General features: G+C 63.5%; 13 protein-coding genes and 4 pseudogenes. 6 read left to right on the top strand and 11 right to left on the bottom strand.

Features of this window, described 5'->3' with window-relative positions; translation table 11 throughout:
• Nucleotides 1-77 precede the first annotated feature (77 nt).
• Entirely contained in the window at nucleotides 78-455 is a 378-nt protein-coding gene (locus MKL11_RS20935) for a DUF2147 domain-containing protein (protein ID WP_243946968.1), read from the top strand.
• Between the two features lie 621 nt (nucleotides 456-1,076).
• Here the strand turns inward: MKL11_RS20935 and MKL11_RS20930 are convergent.
• Entirely contained in the window at nucleotides 1,077-1,988 is a 912-nt protein-coding gene (locus MKL11_RS20930) for a LysR family transcriptional regulator (RefSeq protein ID WP_243946967.1), read from the bottom strand.
• 133 nt (nucleotides 1,989-2,121) lie between these two features.
• Between MKL11_RS20930 and MKL11_RS20925 the strand changes: the two genes are divergently transcribed.
• The 3 genes and pseudogenes from MKL11_RS20925 to MKL11_RS20910 form a co-directional block, all read left to right on the top strand.
• Nucleotides 2,122-3,231, top strand: coding sequence for a pectinacetylesterase family protein (locus tag MKL11_RS20925; protein WP_243946966.1), 1,110 nt, complete (start codon nucleotides 2,122-2,124; stop codon nucleotides 3,229-3,231).
• A gap of 9 nt (nucleotides 3,232-3,240) precedes the next feature.
• Nucleotides 3,241-3,665, top strand: a pseudogene (locus tag MKL11_RS20920) (transposase); the annotation flags it as partial.
• A gap of 126 nt (nucleotides 3,666-3,791) precedes the next feature.
• A pseudogene (locus tag MKL11_RS20910) lies at nucleotides 3,792-4,640 on the top strand (IS630 family transposase); the annotation flags it as partial.
• Between the two features lies 1 nt (nucleotide 4,641).
• Here the strand turns inward: MKL11_RS20910 and MKL11_RS20905 are convergent.
• The 4 genes and pseudogenes from MKL11_RS20905 to MKL11_RS20890 form a co-directional block, all read right to left on the bottom strand.
• Entirely contained in the window at nucleotides 4,642-5,253 is a 612-nt protein-coding gene (locus MKL11_RS20905; protein ID WP_243946965.1) for a hypothetical protein, read from the bottom strand.
• 131 nt (nucleotides 5,254-5,384) lie between these two features.
• Complete coding sequence (locus MKL11_RS20900; RefSeq protein WP_243946964.1) at nucleotides 5,385-5,750, bottom strand: thiamine pyrophosphate-binding protein; 366 nt, start codon at nucleotides 5,748-5,750, stop codon at nucleotides 5,385-5,387.
• A 550-nt stretch (nucleotides 5,751-6,300) separates the two neighbouring features.
• Entirely contained in the window at nucleotides 6,301-7,095 is a 795-nt protein-coding gene (locus MKL11_RS20895; RefSeq protein WP_243946963.1) for an SDR family NAD(P)-dependent oxidoreductase, read from the bottom strand.
• 194 nt (nucleotides 7,096-7,289) lie between these two features.
• A pseudogene (locus MKL11_RS20890) lies at nucleotides 7,290-7,817 on the bottom strand (fumarylacetoacetate hydrolase family protein); the annotation flags it as partial.
• A gap of 274 nt (nucleotides 7,818-8,091) precedes the next feature.
• On the opposite strand from MKL11_RS20890, the gene MKL11_RS20885 reads away from it, so the two are divergent.
• Complete coding sequence (locus MKL11_RS20885) at nucleotides 8,092-8,523, top strand: HD-GYP domain-containing protein (RefSeq protein ID WP_409565888.1); 432 nt, start codon at nucleotides 8,092-8,094, stop codon at nucleotides 8,521-8,523.
• A gap of 889 nt (nucleotides 8,524-9,412) precedes the next feature.
• Here the strand turns inward: MKL11_RS20885 and MKL11_RS20880 are convergent.
• Nucleotides 9,413-10,141 carry an SDR family NAD(P)-dependent oxidoreductase gene (locus tag MKL11_RS20880; RefSeq protein ID WP_243946961.1) on the bottom strand — a complete coding sequence of 243 codons (729 nt, stop codon included), beginning with the start codon at nucleotides 10,139-10,141 and terminating at the stop codon, nucleotides 9,413-9,415.
• Nucleotides 10,142-10,500: 359 nt separating this feature from the next.
• Nucleotides 10,501-11,527: pseudogene (locus MKL11_RS20875) on the bottom strand (IS110 family transposase).
• Between the two features lie 769 nt (nucleotides 11,528-12,296).
• Between MKL11_RS20875 and MKL11_RS20870 the strand changes: the two are divergent.
• A complete protein-coding gene (locus tag MKL11_RS20870) occupies nucleotides 12,297-12,542 on the top strand; it encodes a winged helix-turn-helix transcriptional regulator (RefSeq protein ID WP_243946959.1) in 246 nt (81 codons plus the stop codon).
• Between the two features lie 295 nt (nucleotides 12,543-12,837).
• Here the strand turns inward: MKL11_RS20870 and cls are convergent, their stop codons facing one another.
• The 4 genes from cls to MKL11_RS20850 all read right to left on the bottom strand — a co-directional run bounded on the left by cls (nucleotide 12,838) and on the right by MKL11_RS20850 (nucleotide 19,728).
• Complete coding sequence (gene cls, locus MKL11_RS20865) at nucleotides 12,838-14,271, bottom strand: cardiolipin synthase (protein ID WP_243946957.1); 1,434 nt, start codon at nucleotides 14,269-14,271, stop codon at nucleotides 12,838-12,840.
• Nucleotides 14,272-15,023: 752 nt separating this feature from the next.
• Entirely contained in the window at nucleotides 15,024-16,511 is a 1,488-nt protein-coding gene (locus MKL11_RS20860; protein WP_243946956.1) for a chloride channel protein, read from the bottom strand.
• 115 nt (nucleotides 16,512-16,626) lie between these two features.
• The gene (locus MKL11_RS20855; protein WP_243946954.1) at nucleotides 16,627-17,913 is read right to left on the bottom strand and encodes an NAD(P)/FAD-dependent oxidoreductase; all 1,287 of its coding nucleotides are present in this window, start codon (nucleotides 17,911-17,913) and stop codon (nucleotides 16,627-16,629) included.
• 171 nt (nucleotides 17,914-18,084) lie between these two features.
• A complete protein-coding gene (locus MKL11_RS20850) occupies nucleotides 18,085-19,728 on the bottom strand; it encodes a GMC oxidoreductase (RefSeq protein ID WP_243946953.1) in 1,644 nt (547 codons plus the stop codon).
• Nucleotides 19,729-19,843: the final 115 nt, after the last annotated feature.

Genomic DNA, 19,843 nt, shown 5'->3' with positions numbered 1-19,843 from the left:
GCGCCGCCGCCGAGCCGTTGGCCTCGGCACAGCCTCAACCCCCGCCTCATGCGCACCCACGCGGAGAAGGACCTCGCATGCCCCAGATCCTCGCCCGCCTCGTCACGGTCGCCGTCATCGGCGCAGCCGCGCTGGAGTCCGGGCCGGCCGCCGCGGCCGATCCCACGGGCACCTGGCTCACCGAGGACGGGCGCGCCCGGGTGCGGACCGAGCTCTGCGGATCGGACCACGCGCATCTGTGCGGCTACGTCGTCTGGCGCAATCCGAAGGACGACAAGGCCCAAGGACCGCTCGATAAGGCCAACCCGGATCCGCGCCGGCAGGCCCGTCCGCTGCTCGGCCACCAGATGATCCTCGGCCTGGCGTCGGATTCGGACGGCCGCTACATCGGCAGGATCTACAACGGCGACAATGGCAAGTCTGTAGATAATCGCCGAACCGGGACCGCATTCTAAAGGACGGTAACGTCCTCAACAAACAAACGTTTTTTATCTAGAGGTGGGGTCCCGATCAGCGCCGACCGGGACCCCGAGCCCCCTTCGATTTCGCTAGTAATAACAACGATCTGCATTCACTTTGGTCGAGGGTCCCGCTTCACCGCCGATCCACACCTTCCGGCTACCCATGGGTGCGACCATGCAGTAGCCTCGCAACTGGTCCGGTCCAAAATACCGGTCAGTTCAGAACGCAGCGTCCCTCGGCGACACGCATCGTCAGCCCCTGCGCCTTAAAATATTATAAGATCGGCATCGTGATGTTCCGTGACATACTGGTGCATTCGCGGCACCGTCCTCGCCGCGCTCAACAAAACTAACCTGACCGAACCCGCCAATCCGGGTCTGGCCCGGGAGGAAGTTACCAACCGGATTGGGTGGATTTCCGTCGTGTCGCTTCGGACCGCAGCCTCGACGAAGGGGACATTGCCCTTTCGCCTGCTCCCAACTCAGAGCTGAAATTCAGCACATTTGCTCCAGGACGGTCCTCTTGTAGAAGATGAATGCCCCGACGATGGGGTTTACGTTCGCGGCGACTGTCTCGCCGATAGCGGACACACCTGCACTCATCGTTCCCGGGTTCTACGTTGGCTGCGCCCGCCGACACGCGGCGATGACCGTCTCACGCAGCCAGCGGTGCGCCGGGTCGTTGTCGAGGCGCGGATGCCACATGGCCGCGACCTCAAGCCCGGGCGACGCAACCGGAAGCTCGAAAGGGGTGAGCCCCTCTGTCAGCGGGTCCGCGCTGGCGAAGCAGGAACGCGGGACGAGGGCGATCAGGTCGGAGCGTCGGGCGATAGCGAGGGCATCGGGAAAGCCGGGCACCGTGACGACGATGCGCCGCTTGAGGTCCAGCCGCCGCAGCGCATCGTCAACGGGGCCGACAGACGCCCCTTTCCGCGAACTGACGACATGCAGACAGGCGGCGTAGCGCACCGGCGTCACCGGTCCCGTCAGCAACGGGTGGCCCGTGCGTACCGCGCCTACGAACCGGTCCCGGAAGATCAGTCGGCTGCGGACCTCGGGCGCTGAGGCACCGACTACGCCGATGTCGAGATCGATCCGCCCGTCCCTCAAAGGACCGGCGTCTTTGTCGGGCTTAGGCAGGAACCGCAGGTGCACCTTCGAAGCGGCCGCCGTTACGGCCGCGACGAGGGTTGCCGCGAACAGCGTTGCAAAGCCCTCATTGGTGCGGATCGTGAACGTCCTGTCCAAGCTGGCCGGGTCCATCGCGGCAAGGTTTGGGCTGAGGACCGCCCGGGCTTCCCGGGCGACCTCGCGGACACGGTCGTGCAGCCCTTCTGCATGGGGCGTCGCCACCAGAGAGCGGCCAGCCTGAACGAGCAACGGGTCGCCGGTAGCCGCGCGCAGGCGCGTCAGCGTGCGGCTCATCGCCGATGGGCTGAGGCCCATGCGCTGAGCGGCGCCCGTCACGCTGCCTTCCGCGAGCAAGGCCTCTAGAGCGACCAGAAGGTTGAGATCAATCGACGGCACGCCATGACCCTACCCGGCCGAGCCGCCAACGTCGAGCGTTCGGTGCAATCATACATTGCCATATGTGCGCTTGGCGCATGCCCACCATCTGCGCCAATCTACCCGTCGATAAGAAGCATCCAAGGTCAATTACATGACAGACATTGATGAACGACGCTGGCGGAACGTCTTGCCGGCGGCAGCGCCGGGGTGCTCCCAGGGCACACCGTATTCGTTCTGGGTGAAAGCCGGCGACCCAAACAAGCTCGCCGTCATCCTCTCCGGTGGTGGGGCGTGCTGGAACGGCGAGAACTGTGCCCTGCACGGCCGCCCGTACTACCGCCCATTCGCAGACCTTGAACTTGATCCCACCGGCTTGGGAGGGATCTTCGATACGGATCACCCAGAGAACCCGCTCGCCGACTACACCCTCGTCTATCTCCCCACGGCGAACGGCGACGTCTTCCTGGGCGATGCAGCGACCAGCTATGACGTGCCGTCGATGAGCGGCCACCCTGAGGGGACACTGACGATCCTGCACAAAGGCTTCGACAACGCCATGCTCGCACTGCGCTGGATGTTCGGGGCCTACCCGCGGCCGGACGCCGTTGTGGTCTCGGGCTGGAGCGCCGGCGCTCTTGCCTCCCCCCTCTACACACATATCGTCGCGCGGCAGTATCCGGATGCGAGGGTCACACACTTCGCTGATGGCGGAGGGGCTTACCACCTGTGCGAAAAGCTCGCGCCCCTGTTCAAGGCGTGGGGCACGGAAAACGTCCTGAGGCGCGTCGAAGGCTTCCAGGGCCTCCCGATCGATGGCCTGACGATCGAAGACCTATATATTCGTGCCGCCGAGATGCACCCCACCATCACTTTCCACCAATACAACGAGCGTCACGACGCAGTGCAAGCGATGTTCTTGCGCTTGATGGGTGAGAAGAACCCTGATATCCCGTCGCTGCTCGATCAGGCCCATACTTACATCCGCACGCGCGTTAGCAATTTCCGCACTTATACGAGTTGGGGGTGCGACGAGGGAGTCATCGGCGGGTATTATGATGCGATCCCGGCCTTGAACGCCTTAGATAACCGTGGGCGTCCATATGCGCTGGATCGTCTCTATACCCGGAAAACCAACGGCATCCGGTTCCTCGATTGGTTCAGGGCGGCCGTCACCGGAAACGCGGTCGAGGATGTCGCTTGCAGAGACTGCCAAACGCCCGAGCATCATTGGGTGCGACCGGACTTTCAGGGGCGGGCGTAAGACCGGATCGACGACAAGATCGTGTCGATGTACGCCCGCGGCATGAGCACCCGGGAGATCGTCGGGCACCTGCGCGAACTCTACGGCATCGAGGTCTCGCCCGACCTGGTCAGCACAGTGACCGACGCGGTTCTGGAGGAGGTCGCCGCCTGGCAGGCCCGGCCGCTGGAGCCGGTCTACCCGATCGTGTTTTTCGACGCCCTGCGGATCAAGGTGCGCGACGAGGGGGGCCCCGGAACAAGGCCGTCCACACCGCGCTCGGCGTGCGCGCCGATGGATCGAAGGAGATCCTCGGCCTGTGGCTGGAGCAGAACGAGGGCGCCAAGTGCTGGTTGCGGGTCATGAACGAGCTGAGGAACCGCGGCGTCGAGGACGTGCTCCTGGCCGTGGTCGATGGGCTGAAGGCCTTCCCCGACGCGATCCGGGCGGTGTACAGACCGGTCGAGCCGATCTGGCAACAGACGGCCTCGATGGCCGCTGAGTTGGCGACGAGCGCGTGCAGCCTCTGGGGGTCACGCATCGGCACGAGGGTCTTCACGCGCGAGGTGACGGCGTTGTGTCTGCTGCGCGACAAGACGCGTCCGCCCGGCACGCCGCCCCATTCGACCGAGACGGTGGCCGAAGTGCTGGCGCTGACCTGCTCGGAGCCGCAGGGCAAGGTCACCCATTGGACCGGCCGTGCCGTGGCCCGTGCGGTCGGGATCTCGTTACGCGCCGTGCAGCGGATCTGGGACGCTCACCGCCTCCAACCGCACCGCCTGCGCACGTTCAAGCGCTCGCGCGACCTCGCTTTCGCCGCCAAGGTCGAGGATGTCGTCGACCTCTACATGACCCCACCCGCCCACGCGGTGGTGCTGTCCATCGACGAGAAGAGCCAGATCCAGGGCCTGGAGCGGACCCGCCCCGACCGGCCGCTCGCCCCCGGCCATCCCGCCACCCAGACCCACGACTATACCCGTCACGGCACGACGAACCTGTTTGCCGCCCTCGACGTCCTGGCGGGCACCGTGCTCGGCCGCTGCATGCAGCGCCACCGTAACAGCGAGTTCGTCCGGTTCCTCAACGCTGTCGAAGCCGCTGTCCCGCCCGGCAAGGCGATCCACGCGATCCTCGACAATGTCGCCACTCACAAGCATCCAAAGGTGCGCGCCTGGCTGGCTCGCCACCCACGCTGGACCTTCCACTTCACCCCGACCTCGGCCTCGTGGCTCAACGCGGTCGAGAACTTCTTCTCAGCGCTGACCCGTCGTCGGTTGCGACGCGGTTCCTTCACCGGCGTCGTCGACCTGCAGGCGGCGATCAAACGCTACATCGCCGAGCACAACCGCTGCGCCAGGCCTTTCGTCTGGACCAAGCCCGCCACCGACATCCTCGCCGCCGTCAGCCGATCTCCTGAACTATCCGTCTGAGTCAGTGCACTAGTGAAAGGGTATGTACGAGCGCCTCGTTGGTTATGACCGATGCCGGCTCTGGCGCGGGAGGATGAACTCGGGGCGGCGGTGGCGAGCGATCCGTGGGCGGCACGAGCGCAGCGAGGACACGCATCGCCTCGGCGGAATCGGCAAGGATGCCAGATCCAATGGGCGCTCGCGAGATCTCCGTCACATCGTCAACGACCTGGAAGACGCTCATATGCTTCGGCACGCATTCGCCGTCTGAGTAGGGGCAGTAGCGGAACACCGGCGCGCCAACGACGAGCATTGCATCATACTGCGAGAGCGTCTCGCGGACGGCCGCAATCGATGGCCGCAGGGTGCCTTGATAGAGCGTGTGGTCTTCGGGGAACCCACCTCTGTCAAAGGGCGCGCTGTAGACAGCGCAGCGTAATCTCTCTGCCAGTGCGATCGCGTCGGACCATCCGCCGAACGGCTGACGCCGCCGCCGACCACCATGACGGGCGCTCGCGCCCGTCATGACATCGGCGACGGGCTGCATGACTTTGGACGAGGCGGCGAGCTGGGTCTGTATGGATCTCGCGAGCACCGGCCGGCCCTGCGGCTTGTCCCAGTCGTCAAACGGCACGGAAAGGAAGACTGGCCCGCTGGGGGGCTACATGGCTGCGGCATAGGCATGTGCGAGACCGACCGGCACGCATTCGACCCGAAAGGGTTCAAGCGCGAACTTGACGTATGGTCGCGGCAGAAGCGTCGTGTCTATGTCTGTGAGCATCGTTCCAGCGCGGCCATCGCGCGTACTTGCTGCTCGGCAAGCAGGATCAGAGGAGCCTTATCGTACCAGGCATTGAGGAGATTACCCATGGGATTCCCGACGCCGGCACCGGAGTGCAGGCTCACCAACGCGGGGCGGCGCATGATGCGCGACCAGCCATTAGCCATCCCCAGGACGCTCGCTTCCTGCAGGCCAAGGACATACGTGAAGTCGGAGGGCCAATCCTCGAGAAAGTTCTGTTCGGTCGAGCCAGGATTGCCGAATACCGTCGCAAGGCCAAGGCGGCGCATCAGATCGTGCGTCGCCCGCAGCACCGTGCGCTCGTTTTCAGGGGGCATTCGATGCAGCAAGTTTGCGGATCGGCGTTCCTTCTTCGGTTGATTCGCTCATTTATTCCGAACCTGCCCATTCGACGCACATTTGGCATCCGGTGATACGATTAATGCAGTATCGAAAATCTATTTATTTTATAATAATTGTTCCATGCGATTGCAGGAATGAATACTGATTTAACGATCGCTCAAGGCGGATTCATGAAATTATGAGTCCAAACAAGTACCTAATTGAAGTACAAAGCGACTTATGCTTTCTGCGATGCATTGATATGGCAACATTTGAGTCGGGTTTTACTTAAGAATTGTAGTACTATTTGCGTTGGTCTCACGGCCCATCGATCATGCGGCGGACAAGATCATGGGGCCCGAGCGTTGGGCGTAAGTGGCCGCAAGCAGTGGGCACGTGGCTACAACGGCCATAACCGGAAGCACCCGGTTGTAGGGACGCGAACCGGTCAGGCCCCTGTGGAGATAATCGGCATGCGCACGGGCACATTGCGCACGCGACCCTCGTATCGAGGCAACTGAGCTTGGCTGTGCAGCGGAACGCGATTGAGTGGGGGGGTCATAGGATGGTATCGATCACGCCTCCATCGGCGCGGAACGTCGCTCCCGTCGTTGCCGAGGAGAGCGGGCAGCACAGGTATGCGACGAGATTTGCGACTTCGCCCACGGTATGGATGCGTTTGTCGATGGATGTCGGGTAGCGCTGCACAATAGCGTCCCGCGTCAGATCATCGACCGACCTGCCCGCCTTACCGGCCATACCCTGTAACATCGCAGCTACCCATTCTGTTTTGGTCACCGCTGGGAGTACGGCGTTCACCGTCACGCCGGATGTGCCCGCGAACTTAGCCAGCCCATGGGATAGCGCGAGAACTGCCGCCTTGGTCACCCCGTAGTGCAGGCTGTCGATGGACGCGAGGACTCCATCCACTGAGCTGAGGAAGATTACGCGTCCCCAACCGCTCGACATCATAGCGGGAAGGTAGGCGCGCGAGAGCCTCACACCGCACATCACGTTGATGTCGAATAGGCGCTGCCAGTCCTGGTCCGGGGTCTCCAAAAACGACTTCGGATCGTACACTCCAAGATTATTTACGAGAATATCGCACCGAGGCTGCTCGTTAGTCAGTCGCCCGCATCCCTCCTCCGTCGAGAGGTCGGCCTCGACGGTCCTAACCTCGCCGGATCCGCCGAGCGCCCTGACTTGTATCTCGGCGGCGTGTAGGGCGTCACGACTTCGTGCGACCAAGACCACATCCGCGCCCGCCTTTGCCAAAGCCATGGCGCAGCCAAGTCCTATACCTGCGGACGACCCCGAAACGATGGCAAGCTTTCCGGTCACATCAATCTTCATAGTGCTGCCCCTTATATTAGCGTCCGATACGATTCACGATTTTCAGAAAAATCTAGAGCTTCTATCATGATGTTGCAAAATGATTATTTTTTATGAGGTCTGACTTGAGGATTGATAAAATCAAGAAATTTGTTTTGGCGCCAAGGCCAAATCCGACATTATCCATCAATGATTGAATTGGAAAGCATGCCCAATCACTCGATTTTGACCTCGACCAAGTCACCCGATCTCATGAAGAGACGGGGGTTCCGTTTGTAGCCGATGCCCGACGGCGTGCCCATCATGATGGCATCGCCGGGCTCGAGCGTGATCCCTTGGCTGACGAAAGAGACGCACGTTGCCACGTTGTAGATCATTTCGCTGGTCGACGCTCGCTGGACGACCTCACTGTTGAGGCGGGTCTCGAGGAGTAGGCCCTTATCTCCCGCCGCAACCTCGTCGGCCGTCACCAGAAAGGGGCCGAGGGCGCCGGTACCGTCGAAGTTCTTGCCCATCGTCCATTGCGAGGTATCGAACTGGAAATTCCTCACCGTGCCATCGTTCGCGATGGTGTAGCCCGCGACGTGATCGAGTGCGTTCTCCGCCGGGATGTAGCGCCAACCCTTGCCGATGATGACGGTCAACTCTCCCTCGTAGTCGAGTTCGTGCGAAACCTTGGGGCGCAGCATCGACGCATCGTGCCCGATCAGACTGATCGCGAAGCATGCGAAGAAGGTCGGGTGTGCTGGTACCTCAGCGTTCTTTTTTTAACGTGATCGATAAAATTGGTGCCGATACAGATTACTTTACCTGTTCCCGCAACGGGACAACGACACCGGCGACCATACCTGGCGTGTCGCGCGCTACAGTCAGATCATCGCCGAGGCGATGGGGCTGTCGGAGGATTACTGCTAGCGCCTGTACCTCGCGGCCCCCCCTGCACGACGTGGGTAAGGTCGCCGTGCCCGATGGGATCCTGCTAAAGAAGGGGAGGCTCGATGAGCCGAGTTCGACGATATCCGCACACACCAGATCATCGGTAGGCGGATCCTGGGCGGCATCGGTTCGGAGCTGATCTGCCTGGCCGCTGAGATTGCCGAGGCCTATCATGAGAAATGGGACGGCAGCGGCTACCCGCACGGCTTGGCCGGTGAGGCCATCCCTTTGTCGGCCCGGATCGTCGCCGTGGCGGATGTGTTCGACGCCCTGACCATGGTGCGACCGTACAAGACGGCCATGGCGGTCGAGGAGGCGCTAGGCTGTATCCAAGGCGACAGTGGCTGCTATTTTGACCCAACCTGTGTCAAGGCCTTCGCGTCAGCCTGGGATGCGGTCCTGGCAGTGCGTGAGACGGCGGTCGGGTCGCGCCTCAAAGTGATGGCCCGGACCACTGAGCCTTGGGCGCGCATACCGGAATTGCGCCGCGAGGTGACCAAGAGCGTCGGCTAGCCCACCGTCGGTCCGTTTACCGATTCCTTGAATATTGAGAGGGTGCGCAGGTGACCCATCTCTGGATTGTCGGGACCGTGGATCGGCTCATAGCACCTGCCGAGCCGGAAGCAGGACGTCCGCCGCGTATGATTACCACCCGCTCGAGCGAAACAAAGTTCTCGATGCATTTATTGGCAGTCCGCGCTCGGCCTCTGTCCTCGCTTCATCCCCAACTCCTCTGCACCAGGCTGATCCTCTCAATCAGCCCGGTCCGAAGCCAGCCGGTCAGGTCAATGCTTTACCGCAAGCGTAAAAGCCGATTCCTGGCCAGCAGTGAAACTCACGAGGGAGAGGGACTAGTGCGCAGAAACGCCCGCCGTCACCCTGTTCGCTACCAACCGACTTATGCTGTGAGGCGCATATGAGATGTAACCTATGGCAGTCCGTCGTCGGCAGGCACGAGTGCAGGAGGTACGATCTACCCCGTGGACCTCCTTTCTTGCTCGTGCTTTGGACCGGAACCGCTTTGCGTTGTCACTACGACTAGACATGTTTCCGAATTGCGGAAAGTGATGGACTTGGTTCTTCCAAGGCTGTGCGCTTTGCTACCACGCAGGGATTTCCTGCGAACCAATCCCTACGCCGCCCTTATCGCGACCCCTCTCAACATCTGGGCTCCCGATGCTTCGGCAGGTCACCGGGACCAAACACTTTCGCCCACGGCGATCGGGAACGGCCGACGTAAGAGGCTGGCCGACTTGGTTTAGACATTCTGGCGACCTTCCGCAGGAGCATAGTCTCACGAACGTCAGGACGGCACATCAATCCGGGGATTCGTCCGATGACGGAATTGGCCTCCGGCGTCGGCGAGGCCGTTGAACCTCAACGTAGTTACGATGCCTTGTCGTCAGATTTGAGCCGCGCCGCCATCGACGCAGAGTTCGGAGCCGGTGGTGAAGCTGCTCTCGTCGCTTGCCAGGAAGAGAGCCGCGGCGGCCACCTCGTCCGGTCTCGCGATCCGGCCGAGCGGGATCGTTCTTGTCAGCGCGTCGCGCACGGCCTGAGGCGTGGCCCGGAAAGTCGCGGTGTCGGTTGGGCCAGGGCTGACGACGTTGACACGGATGCCTCTCGGGGCAAGCTCGTTCGCCCACGTGCGCGCGAACGAGCGTACCGCCGCCTTCGAGGCGCTGTAGACGCCGTGGCCCCTGGCACCCGACGTATCAGCGGTGGAACCGACGAGCACGATCGCACCGCCTTCGCGCATGAGTTCGATCGCTCCTTGCACCGCGAAGACCATTGCGCGCACATTCAGTCCGAAGACCTGATCGAAGTAAGCCTGGTTGATCTCGCCGAGGGAGGCCACCCCGCCCGTACCGGCGTTGATCACGAGGCTGTCGAGCCGACCCTCATCGGTACGGACCCTCGCGAAGACCTGTCCAAGATCAGCAAGGTTCCCAGCATCGGCCCGCACGCCGCGTATGCTGCCCCCGTCGTAGTCCGCGGTCGAATTTTCGTAGATGGTTTCACGGCTGGTGGCATAGACGCACGCACCTTCGGCGGCAAATCGGCGAACGATGGCATGGCCGATGCCGCGGCCGCCGACCACGACCGCGATCTTGTTGCTCATCCGGCTCATTGGTGTCCATCCAGGTTTGAGGAGACCGGGTGCCGCATGTATTTCCATGCGCATTGGGCGGACATGGCTACGGCGAAATGGTGCCGCCCGGACCGTACGTCTTGTGTGGACGGCTCCCGCATTGCAAGTGGCGAATTGAGTTTCTGGCGCGTTGGTTGGGTGCAGTCTTGTGTCCGGCCTGTTGATGCAGTCGTGCATGTTGAGTGCTGGCCCTGATGGTATCCGCGAACCGGGTTCCAAGCTGCGTCGCGGGCTATGACGCCCTGGACTGGCGGCGGGGTGTCCCGGCTCCCGGTCTGACTGGTTCGCCATCAACTCTCATCGTACTCGCAGACACAATAAACCTCCTCTCCGTGCTGTCAGGTTACCACGGTCGCCGGTGCGCGGTAGGTGCCGCCGCGAGTCATGATCGCCCAGGCGACCCGCGCCGGCGATTGGCCGCCGCCACGGTTACCGCGCGCCGGCTTGCGCTGGAGCAGTGCCGGCAACCGTGGGTCGACCGAGGTCGGCGTCACCTTCGCGCGGCGGATCAGGGAGGTCATGCCGACCACGAGCAGGCGGCGCAGGTAGCGGTCGCCCATGCGTGAGATCCGGCCCAGGCGCTCCTTTCCGCCACTGCAGTTCTGCAGCGGTGTCAGTCCCAACGAAGCCGCAAACTGCCGACCGGAGCGGAAGCGCTCGGGCTCGCTTACCGAGGCGGCCAGCGCGGTCGCCGAGACGATGCCGACACCAGGGATCGTCGCCAGACGCTGCGACAGGTCGCTGTCACGATGCCAGGCCAGCAACTCCCTCTCCAGCCGGGTGAGCTGTATCTGCAAGGCTCCACAATCTGATCGGCCAGCCCGGTCACCACGCGCTGGGCCGGGGGTGGCACCTCGGCCGCGACTCCGGCCGAGAGGCGCGCCGCCAGTTCGAGCGCGTGGCGCAGCGCCGCGCCATCTCGATCCCAAACTCGACGAGCAGGCCCCGGATCATGTTCACCAGCTGCGTGCGTTGCTGGACCAGTAGGTCGCGCGTCCGGTGCAGCGTCAGCGCCGCCTGCTGCTCGGTCGACTTCACCGGCACGAAGCGCATGCTCGGGCGCATCACCGCCTCGCAGATAGCGGCGGCATCGTTCGCATCGATCTTGCCGCGCTTGACATACGGCTTCACGTAAGCCGGCGGCATTAGCCGGACCTCATGGCCGAGCTTCGTCAGTTCCCGGGCCCAGTGGTGGGACGTGCCGCACGCCTCCTTGTCGATCAGGCATCGCGACAGCATGGGGAAGAACGGCACGACCTGCGCCAGCTTCATCGCCTTGCGAACGACGACGTGCCCAGCTGCATCGACGGCTTGAACATAATAGATGCTCTTGGCCAGATTGATGCCTACGGCGGTGATCTCCATGCGGATGGCTCCTGCATCTGCGTGGCTGCTTCATCAATAGCAACCACATCTTGGCACCTAGATGCCGTCAGTCGGAACGGGAGCCATCCACTCCGTCTGTTCTATTGCGAACGAGGGCAACGTCGAGGGCTTCCATGACCCACCACCCCTGCAGTTCAGCCCGGACTACCGATCCCCGTTTGTCGATCGGATGCGGCACTGTCTAATCGAAGCCGCAAATGCATAGCCTGCCAAACCTTCAGTACATCTATTCGGATTGGGCAAACCCAAACTCAACGAACGGTTTGCCGTAGCCGCTCGGATGGACGGCCGTAGGTTCGCGATCCGCTCGTCTCCCAGATGGCCCTGGTGGCTCATCTCGGTCTCCTCACAGAGTTCGGAAACTGACCGCTCGCCCATCGATCGAAGCTGAACCCAGAATACAAGCTTACCAGCAACGTCGATGGTGGTCGCGGTTATCTAGGGGACCTCGTTCGACGCAATGAACGCTACCACCTCAGCGATGGCCTCGGGGCGACCAATCCGCCCGAGCGGGGTCCGACCGATGAGATGTTTGATCCCAGAATCTGATGGTGCCCTCTTTACGTTGGAGTGGAGCAACGCGCTATAGGCCAAGTTCTTCACGGCAGCACCACAACGACAGAGGTAGTCCGTCGAGCGATCCAACATAGCCAAGCGAGCCTGAGGGCAGGACGCAGATGCGCGCTTCCGCCCCTGCGTCCCGAATAACATCCTAGCACAGCTGGGCAACAAGTGAACGATCCTGGTTATGTCCCACCTCGCGGTCGCCGAAGGCCATCGTCTCCGCTTCTCGGCCGTGACGAAGAGCATCGAAGGGATCACGCAGTGCACTTTGACCTTGACGCTGCGCCACCTCGAACGCGACGGGTTGCTCAACCGCCACTATCTCCCGGAGGTGCCTCCCGCGTGGAGTACGAGTTGCCCGCCATGGGAGCGAGCAGGCTACCCGCCCTGGAAGGCTTCACCTCGTGGATCAAGGATCATTTGCCAATGATCGAGCGATGCCGGGACGTCTACGACCAGGAGCATTCGGGCTGAACTTCGTCAGGGACGTGCCACTGCTAATCCGGGCGCCCCTGGGCAGTGCGCACACCGGTCCTCGAACGGGACCGAACAGTCGGTGGCCGGCGTCGATGGAAGGGGATCGAGTGCGGCGGCAAGGCCATCAAGGGACACGGCGGTCTCCTTATGGCGTGCGGCAACCGCCCGCCGCCACTCAATTGCGGGCGCGACATACCGCCAGGGCTACCGGCGTGGTGCAGGCGCAGGATCGAGGCAACGAGGTCGGATCAGAAGAGCGGCGATACCATCGTCAGTAGATTGTCGACGAACCGTCGCGGCAACGTACGCTCCGTGATCGCCTCGCCATCAAGCTCGATCGCGTCCAACAGCCATCGTTGTTGATGTTCGTGTACCGCCTGGGTGAGCTCGACGGACTCGAACAAGATATTGTTCTCGAAGTTCAGGTCCAAGCTGCGGCGGTCCATGTTCGCCGACCCGACCAACGCGAATCGGTCATCCACGACCACGGTCTTGGCGTGTAGAAGGCCGGCTTGATATTCGTGGATATGGACGCCGGCTCGCACGAGAACGGGATAGTAGGCACGGCTTATAGCGCGCACGATGCGGCTGTCGTTGCGGCGGGGCAAGACGATCGTTACGTCGACGCCGCGCCGTGACGCCGCGACGATCGCGTCGAGCAGCGGCAGGTCGGGTGCAAAGTACGGAGTGGTGATCGTCGCCCACCCGCGCGCACTCGCCAGGAGCGACACGAAGATGTCGGTCATCGTCGCGTGCGGCGACATGGGGCCGGTTCCGACCGCGATCGCGGGGAAGCCCTTTGGGCGGGATGTTGGTGGATCGACTGCGAGTTCCCCTCGCAAGTCCTCGCCAGTCTCCGTCGTCCAGGCCGAGGCGAAGATGATCTCGGCCTGTCGTGCAACGGGACCTTCGTAGCGGATAAGGATATCGACCCACGGCGCGAAGCGATGCTTCGGAAGGAATGCTGGATCGGCGCAGTTCTGACTGCCGCACCAAGTCACGTGGCCGTCGACGACGATGACCTTGCGGTGGTTGCGCAAGTCGGCGCGGTGGCCGGTGAGAAAACCGAGTCCCAGCGCCGGAGGCAGCGACGGGCACAGCCGCGCGCCGGCGTCCCGCATCGACGTCCATAATTCGGAGCGGATGAGCCATCGCGAGCCGACCGCATCGGCCACGATGCGGCAAGTAACTCCGCGGCGCGCGGCGCGGCATACCGCCTCCGCCACCTTGGTACCGTTGCGATCGCTCAACCAGATGTAGAACGACAGATGGACCGAATGGCGGGCGGCGTCGAGGTCTGCCACGATCATGTCGATGGCCATGTCGGAGCTCGGTGCGACCTCGGCCGTGTTGCCTGCGGACACGGGCCAACGAGCCGCGGCCTCGCAGGTGCGGAACGGGATTTCGGCTTTTTGATCCCTCACCTGCGAAACGGCTTGCTGCGCGAAGGGCAGCAGCGCTTCGTAGGCCTCCCCGGAGCGTTTCCGGAAGCCGGTCGAGATCCAAGGCTCACCGAACAGGACGTAGAGAAGGATGCCGACGCCGGGCAGGGCGACCAGCAGGATGAGCCATGCGGCCCGAGCGTAGGGGTCCCGTCCGTCTAGGAGCATGGCGCGGGCAATAACGGCTAGGTGGATCGCCCCCACCGTAAGCCAGACGGCCGTCGTTACTTCGATCGTCACCGGCCCGACATCTCCCTCAGGTCAGAAGGTAGGGGGATCTGTGTTCTTTAGAGACGATTTTGACAATGGGTGGTCTAGGGCCGGGCCGCCGTTGGGATTCCAGACGCGGCGAGGCGACACTCGACGAGGTCGGCAGAGAGCCGGATGCGCGACCGGTGGAATGGGACGCGAAGGGTCCCGCGCCGCGCCGTCGGCTTCAGGCGACCGAAAGTCCAGCCCAGCGGCCATCACCTGGACCCTGTTGTGCACGCTTCGAGGTTTGGCGCCACCACCCCGTTCAATATCGGTTCCACCCGCGCCCTGCCATTCGGGGCTTCCCGGTCGACGCTTCGCGCATAGTTATCGACACGGTCGAATTGTGTACGAACGCTGTAGTTATCGGAAGTATACATCATAATAATATTTGAGTCAAATCTGATTTATAGACTTAAAAGACATGATATTTGGCACAAATTGTGGGCCATGGCCTGACCGGTCTTTTAGACCAAGCCTATTGAGCGACTGTCTTGCCGGTCAAGCGGTTTGCCATGACGTTCCAGTTTGCTTCAGCCCATCTCCCGAGAGAATCAGGCAAATCCGACCCGCGCAGGAGCTTGGGTAATTTCCTCTGTCCTCGTTTTGTCCCCAACTCCTCTGGTCCAAGCAGATCCTCTCAATCCGCCCGGCCCAAAGCCAGCCGGTCAGGTCGCTGTTCCTGAACTCCGCAGAATGTCCCAAGTCATCTGACGACGGACAATCGAACAGGATCGTCATCACTGCGCGCCCTGGGGAAACCTTACGGTGAAATCGCCCGCGGTCGCCGTCGCTAACGGCTCGTCGCCCGGACAGGGATTCCTAACGCGTTCTGGCAAGACTTGTCCGACCACGCGGCAGGCCTCGTCGAGGACGAGAAGCGGCTCACCGTCCGGACGCAGGCCGCGCAAGAGGTCAAGGTAGTGTGCGGCCACCGAGATCGTCCGGCCCGGCGCGGCCACGGCGGCGAACCGACCGACCGCGATGCGGTAGGCGTAGATCGAGCGCGGCTCCAGGGCGCGCGCGGCGAGCATCGCCCCCCCCACCGCGATGAGGACCGGCACCATCATCGCGTCGAGGGTGCGCGTAAGCTCCACCATCAGCACCACCGCGGAGATGGGACCTTGCGTCGTGGCAGCGAGTACCGCCGCAGCGACGATCACGGCGCAGGCTCCGCAAGGGACCCCCGGCCATAGGACCGCCCATCCGACCCCCGCCAGTCCTCCGAGCATCGCGCCGAAAGCGATGGTCGGGGTGAACAGGCCACCCGGCGCGCCGCAGCCGAGACAGGCCGCGGTGGCCAGCGGCTTCGCCAGCGCCATCGCCGCGAGGATAGGCCACGTCAGCGCACCCGTGAAGGCCAGTTGAACCACGTCCTTGCCGTTGCCAAGAACCTGCGGCAGCGGGATCGCGAGCAGGCCGAGACCAACGAAAACGACGAGCGGCGCCACCACCGCGTACATCCCACCCTTGGGTCGTCGCGCATCGGCGAAGGCGACGACGCGCACGTAGAGCGCAGAGATCGCCCCCGCAGGCACGCCCGCCACCACGGCGAAGGCGACGAGGGCAGGCGAGGTCGCGTAAGTTGGTACCACGTAGACCTGACGGTCCGGAAGCAGCAGCCATGCCGTAGCGGTGGCGATCGCCGTCGTCGCGATGGCGGGAGCGACGAGGGGCAGCGCGAGTGTCCCGAGCAACACCTCCAACGCGAACAGGGCTCCCCCGAGGGGAACGTCGTACACGGCGGCGATCCCAGCCCCTGCCCCGAAGGCGGTGAGCACGCGCCGTCGGCTTCCCGCGAGGCCTGCCCGGGTGGCGAACAGGCTGGCGAAGGCGGCCCCCACTTGCTTGGGCGCCTGCTCGCGCCCCAACGAGCAGCCGAGGCCGACGACCACGATCGAGAGCGCGCCTTGGACGAGGTTGCGCGGAAAATCGAGTGCGCCGCTCCCGAACCACAGCGCCGCCGATAGGTCACCCCCGTGCCGTCCGACGTGCCGGAGTACGTGGACGCCGGCGGCCACAAGGGCGCCGCAGAAGGACAGCACCAAAACGCGGCGTGCCAATCCGGTCGCCTGCACCGCCTCCAGGAAGGTATCCCCACGCTCGCCGAAGGCCAACCCTTGCACGAGGGTAAGCAGCCACATCAGCAATCCCGCTCCCAGGCCGGCGGCGAGCCCCGTTACGGGTACGAGTAGCCAGAAGCGCCGGCCGAGCGGGCCACCGGCCACGACGTTCGGCTGCGGCGAGGCGGTCGCCGTCGGTTCTGACGGGCCTCCGACGAGCCCGGAGTCCCCGGCCCCGTCATCAACAATCATCGCACCCGACGGCTTTTCCCCAGCCATATCAATCCAGCCGTACGGGCGGACTGATCAGCCGGTCGAGTCCGTCTACCAGCCAAGTCAGAGCCCCACGCATCGGTCCGAATAACCCGAATTGGTGCTGCCGATAGAGGAGTGCGTGCGCGGCGCGCGCGGACAGTCCCTTGAGATGTCCGCCTCCGAATGTGACGCGCCCGAGCGTACCCCAGCCGTTGTAGTCGGCGAGCGAGACGATCATCCCTCGCTCGCGAAATCGGAACGGCGGCGCCTCGTCGCCACCCTGCCACGCTTCGAAATGCCGGGCGAGGTGCTGTGACTCCTGCGCCGCTGCCTGGGCGGTCGCCGGCACCGACCTGCCGGTCCCCGGATCCATCAAGCTCGCGCAATCGCCGATCGCCAGGATCGTGGGATCCTTCGTGGTGCGCAGGGATGGGGTCACCATGAGTTGGCCCGTTCGCGAGCGCTCCAAGCCTTCAACACGGTCGAGTACGTCCGGTCCCCTTACGCCGGCAGCCCAGATTTTGATGCTCGCCTCGATCCGGCTGCCGCCGTCGAGGGTGAAGCCCCCGGCATCAGCGCTGGTCACCTTCGCCCCCAGGCGGACGTCGACATCCAGCTTCCGCAGGGTGTCGGCCGCCGCTTTCGAGACGTGGTCGGGAAACGCCGGCAGCAGGCGGGGACCGCTCTCGATCAGCGCTAGACGGAAGCGGCGGGGTAGGCTCGGTGATCCGTACGCCGCCAGACGATCGACCGCATGCTTCAACTCGGCGGCGAGTTCGACGCCCGTCGCCCCGCCGCCGACGATGGCGAGGTTCAGTTCCTCTTCCCGTCGGAAGGCTGCCAACGCGAGTTGGCGCAATCGCTCATGCAGTGCCTGGGCACCTTCGAGGCCGTCGATGGTGAGGCAATTCTCGGTCACGCCCGGCGTGCCGAAATCGTTGGTGCGACTGCCCACCGCCAGGACGAGTCGATCGTAATTGAGATGTAACGGCGGCGGGGGAGGCGATGCGTCGCGATGGCCCAGAGGCGTGATGGAAACCGTCCGGGTCGCACGGTCGATGCCGTCGAGGTACCCTGGAATGAACGTGAATTGGTTCCGCTTGGCCTGCGCCAGGAAGTCCACCTGTTCGCGATCTGGCCTGGCCGTACCGGCGGCGAAGGTGTGCAGCATCGGTTTCCAGACGTGCGCCAGGTTTCGGTCGATCAGCGTGACCGCCGCACGACCGCGTCGACCGTGGCTGCGCCCGATCCGGGTCGCGAGATCGATCCCGGAGATGCCTCCGCCAACGATGACGATGCGTGTCGGACTCATGACGGCACCTCCGCAGGCTGGCGGGGACACTCGGCTGCGGCATGCGCACCGCTACCATACGGAGATCGCCCTTGGCCGCACGGAGACGCGACCTGCCCAGGGTACGGCCCCGGGAAAGCGGGAGGTCCCATCCGCCGCGGCGGTGGCCGAGCCGGCGCGAACGTCAGCCCGTCAAGCATGGAGGGTTTCCCGTGGCTCGGTGTGGTCGAACAGGCGCGGTGCAGGGATCTGATCCGTCGCGCCCATCCGCGCGATGAGATGATCCGCGACCCGCAGGGCGTTGGCGATAATCGTCAGGGTCGGGTTCACGGCGCCGATCGACGGGAAGAAGCTCGCGTCCGTTACGTAAAGGTTGTCGAGCTGATGGGCCTTGCAGTTTCGATCGAGGACCGAGGTCGCCGGGTCGTCGCCGAACCGGAGCGTCCCAGCCTGATGGGCCGTCCCGCCGATCGGTACGTTCTTGCCGAGATACAGCGAGCGGTCGAACAGGTGCGGGTGGATATCGGTGAAGCCGCAGATCTGCTGCAGCTTATGCCGCAGCCGTTTGTGCGCCTCGCTGTTCGTCTCGGTGAGGTCGAGATGGACCTTCCCGTCCTTGTAGAAGATCCGGTTCTGCGCCAGCGGAATATCCTCGGAGGTCAGCCAGAAATCGACCGAATGCTTGGCGATCCAGTCGAACGGCTTGTCAGGAAACCATTGCAGGAAGCCTGGCAGGCCCTCGCCGTGGATCTGGACCCCGTCCGACTTGCCGACCATCTGGATGTGACCGAGCGGGAAGTTCCAGTTGTCCTTCGGGTCCGGGTCGCCGAAGTAGAAGTCGTTGAGGCCGAGCGTCTTCTGGAATCGCGTCGGGTTCGGCGTCTTCGAGATTGCCAAGACCGTCGAGTTGTTGTGGCGCATGTAGTTGCGCCCGACCTGATCGGAGCCATTGGCGAGGCCGTTCGGATGCCGGTGGCTGGTGGAGCGCAGCATCAGCAGGGCCGAGGAGAGGGCGCCGCAGGCCACCACCACGAGGTCTGCGGAGGCCTCGAGGGGCAGACCGTCCCGCCTCCCAACCACGCCCGTGACGGTGCGGCCGGCCGCGTCCGTGACCAAGCGCTCGATATAGGTCCGGGTGAGCAGCGTCAGGTTGGGACAGTCCCGCAAGGTCGGATCCACCACCATGGTCTGCGCGTCGGACTTGCCGTTGGTGGGGCAGGGAAAGCCGTCGAAGGATTCGCATTTGATGCAAGGCGAGGTCGGCACCGCGCGGCCGTCCTTCTCGACGAGGCGCACGCCGACCGGCAGGTGGAACGGGTGGTGGCCGGCCCGCTTCAGGTCGTCGAACAGCTTCTGGATCCGCGGCTCGTTCGACACCGGCGGATGCGCGTAGGGCTTCCTCGACCAGGGCTCGGTCGGATCCTCACCGCGAAGGCCGTGGACATGGAACAGTTCCTCGGCGGCCTGGTAGTAGGGCTCGAACTCGTCGTAGCCGACGGGCCAGGCCGGGGCGATGCCGTCCTGGTGGCAGATCTCGCCGAAGTCCCGCTCGCGAAGTCGGAACAGGATCGAGCCGTAGAACTTCGAGTTCCCGCCGACGTAATAGTGTAGGCCAGGGTGGAAGCTTTTGCCGTCCGAGGAGTACCACGTCTCCTTCGCCTGATAATAGCCATCGACGATCACCGCCTGACTGTCCCAGTTGCGCGGCTCGCGCAACAGGTAGTCGCCGCGCTCGATCAGCAGAACGCGCTTGCCGGTCTGGGCCAAGCGCCAGGCCATCGTCCCGCCTCCGGGTCCCGATCCGACGATGATGACGTCGTAATGTTCCCCCGCCATGACTGAGCGCTCCTAATGGACAGCTAGATTCTCTGAACTTGATATAAGTTCAATATAAGATTGAAACGGGTATAATATACCGTTATTCTAACGATAAATTATATTTGACTTATTG

Source organism: Methylobacterium sp. J-077 (assembly GCF_022829365.1).
Classification (GTDB): Bacteria; Pseudomonadota; Alphaproteobacteria; order Rhizobiales; family Beijerinckiaceae; genus Methylobacterium.
This window is presented reverse-complemented; position numbering and strand designations above follow the sequence as displayed.